Here is a 2,296-nt window from a genome sequence, read left to right on the forward strand (position 1 = left end):
CAGTCTGCGTGGCCTTGCAAAAGTCACGACTGAATGGACCCTCGTCGCTCTCGCATACAACTGCAAAAGAATGGCACGGCTTCAGGCAGCATAAGCCGGGTCAGCCTCGGCGTTATCAGCCGCAAAATGCCCAACCCGACAGGCTGCTAAAGATCCCTCTGTTAAGAAAACCATCCTTGCGCTTGCGTAGCTGTATATCGTGGGCGCGTATCTCCAATCCCAGGAAGCCTTGGATAAACTTCTTTGGCTCGTTGGCGCATAAGTCGCGAGCAACGTCGAAAACGATACGTGCCTGCCTTTGTGATGTTGCTGCTGAATAGACCTGCGGACCCTGCACGCCATCACACGACAACGCATAGATTGCATACACGCTGGCCATGAACGACTTACCGTTGCCGCGTGGAACCTCGATATGTGCGGTCTTGAATCGCCTGTGTCCCGTGGACTTGTGACGCCATCCCAAGATCTGCGCAAAGGCCCAAAGCTGCCACGGCATCAAGATAAAGGGTTCACCAGCAAGTTCGCCTTCAAGATGGCGGAACCTTGCGGCAAAACGCTCAAACTTTATGCCATCTTTTGGATCAAAATAGTATGGGAAATCTGGATCTTCACTTGCCTTAAGATCTGAAATTGAACGCTGGCAAGCTAACTTTACTTCGTGGCAAACATCTATTTTGCCTTCACAAACCTCGTATGCGTATGAGTAAAGCCTAGTTACTTCTGTCATCAATCCTGTAAGTCTGAATATTCGCTAAAGTCTTGATCGCCGTCGTCATGGTGGCTTTCCCTCATAAGCAGTTGCTTATCGCGTGGGGTAAGTCCGAAACGCGAGTAAAAGGTAAGGATCTGCTTTTGTGCTTCGCGTAGTTGCCCAACTGCTGGATTTGGCTTCCAAAGGTCGCCAGCTTGATATGTGAAGCCTTGCGTATCCACAGCTTTTTGTAACTTGTCCTGATCTTGAAGCAGTTGCGAAAACTGATCCAGAGCCAGGCAAAAATCACCGTCCTTTAAATCAAGGATCTCGATAAGTCTTTGTTTGTATTCTTCTTTTGTCATTCTGTTCCTTTCAAATGTAATATGCCTCTAGGATGCCCGTAGAGCGCGTTCCAAAATTTTGTATGCTTGCCAGCTAACTTTTATCGTAAACGCTCTGTACGAGCTTCTGTATGGCGCTTTGATGCGTTCTAAACGTGGTGCCTAGTGAAAAAAATATTTGGAGATACCCCGCACACAAAAATAAGGGGATGCGCGTTGTGCCGCATCAAGCTTCCAGCTTTGACCCCTGTACCCCTATGGTTATGTCAGTTGCGATGTTATCGCACTTCTCTGCGACACAACTGCGGGTATCACCGTTGCCGTTGATTGCGTGGCTGTGACCGTATTCAACAAAGCCGTGCCCATTGAGCCAGCTTGATAAAAACGTCCCAACGTGCTGCCAAATGTGTTAAGTGCCGGGTCCAAGCCCGAAACACTACGCATAATGGTCTCGCCTCCACTCACCACCGCCATCGCTGATGTGCCAAGTCCCGATACGTCCATGCTCGTAAGATAATTTGATGCTCTATCTGTAATACTACTAAGAAACGAACTGTTGTTCGTGGTCATTGTGTAATAGTCATTCTCTGCAACAACAAAGGTAAGCTGCAAGTTTATGATGCCAATTTGTCTAGCATCCTCTGACATGACAATATTTGAACACCAACACTTTTTTAAACCTAGTGATGGATGTAATAGTTCCGCTATCCCTTGTTCCATTATCATGGCACGCAACATATCGCGGTCAAGATAAAGGCTATACATATTGTCAACATACGCATCAAATTGGTACGTTTCTATGCCTTGCCCAAGCACTTCTACATACGCTCCAACTCCATTGACGATTTCATGAACCACGGCTTGTTTGTTGAATCCTGATTCTGAAACAGCCCTTGTGTAAAACTGAATAGCACCAAAAGATGATGGAATGGCCATTATCCTGCCCTCCAAACATACTCGTATTGTTGCTGTGAGCCATCATTCTTTGTGACGGTAATCGCGATAGTAAGACGGCCACCGGCAAAGCTAGAACTGGCGTCTACGCTTTTGACAACCTTATAATCCACGAGATATTGCAAGGCTTCCTTTACGAAAGAGTTTGCCTTTGCTTCATATGCGCCGTCACTGGTGCTGATCTCTTGAAGCTGCCATAAACGCGATCCTAGCAGCCTGTCGGGTTGGGGTACCCTGTGAAGGGGTAAGGCTGTAGAGTGTCGCGATGAGCCGCTTCATCCCGTTTGACCGATCCCAGCCGTATCTT

At 47.6% G+C, this 2,296-nt stretch carries 4 protein-coding genes; all 4 read right to left on the reverse strand.

Annotated elements, in window-relative coordinates:
• Positions 1-115: 115 nt before the first annotated feature.
• The 4 genes from CDI09_RS17320 to CDI09_RS19060 all read right to left on the reverse strand — a co-directional run bounded on the left by CDI09_RS17320 (position 116) and on the right by CDI09_RS19060 (position 2,204).
• Positions 116-727: a terminase large subunit domain-containing protein gene (locus tag CDI09_RS17320; protein ID WP_110571458.1), complete on the reverse strand. Its 612-nt coding sequence runs from the start codon at positions 725-727 to the stop codon at positions 116-118.
• A complete protein-coding gene (locus CDI09_RS17325; protein ID WP_110571459.1) occupies positions 727-1,056 on the reverse strand; it encodes a P27 family phage terminase small subunit in 330 nt (109 codons plus the stop codon). Before CDI09_RS17325 ends, CDI09_RS17320 begins: the two co-directional genes overlap by 1 nt.
• A 240-nt stretch (positions 1,057-1,296) precedes the next feature.
• Positions 1,297-1,971, reverse strand: a complete 675-nt coding sequence (locus CDI09_RS17330) for a DNA circularization N-terminal domain-containing protein (protein ID WP_110571460.1) — start codon at positions 1,969-1,971, stop codon at positions 1,297-1,299.
• Positions 1,971-2,204 (reverse strand): phage GP46 family protein, encoded by a 234-nt coding sequence (locus CDI09_RS19060; protein WP_408884528.1) that lies wholly within the window; start codon positions 2,202-2,204, stop codon positions 1,971-1,973. Before CDI09_RS19060 ends, CDI09_RS17330 begins: the two co-directional genes overlap by 1 nt.
• Between the last annotated feature and the right edge of the window lie 92 nt (positions 2,205-2,296).

It is taken from the genome of Komagataeibacter nataicola, assembly GCF_003207795.1.
Classification (GTDB): Bacteria; Pseudomonadota; Alphaproteobacteria; order Acetobacterales; family Acetobacteraceae; genus Komagataeibacter; species Komagataeibacter nataicola.

Coding starts and splice junctions, on each gene's coding strand:
- CDI09_RS17320 (WP_110571458.1), bottom strand. CDS start 727: ATGACAGAAGTAACTAGGCTTTACTCATACGCATACGAGGTTTGTGAA.
- CDI09_RS17325 (WP_110571459.1), bottom strand. CDS start 1,056: ATGACAAAAGAAGAATACAAACAAAGACTTATCGAGATCCTTGATTTA.
- CDI09_RS17330 (WP_110571460.1), bottom strand. CDS start 1,971: ATGGCCATTCCATCATCTTTTGGTGCTATTCAGTTTTACACAAGGGCT.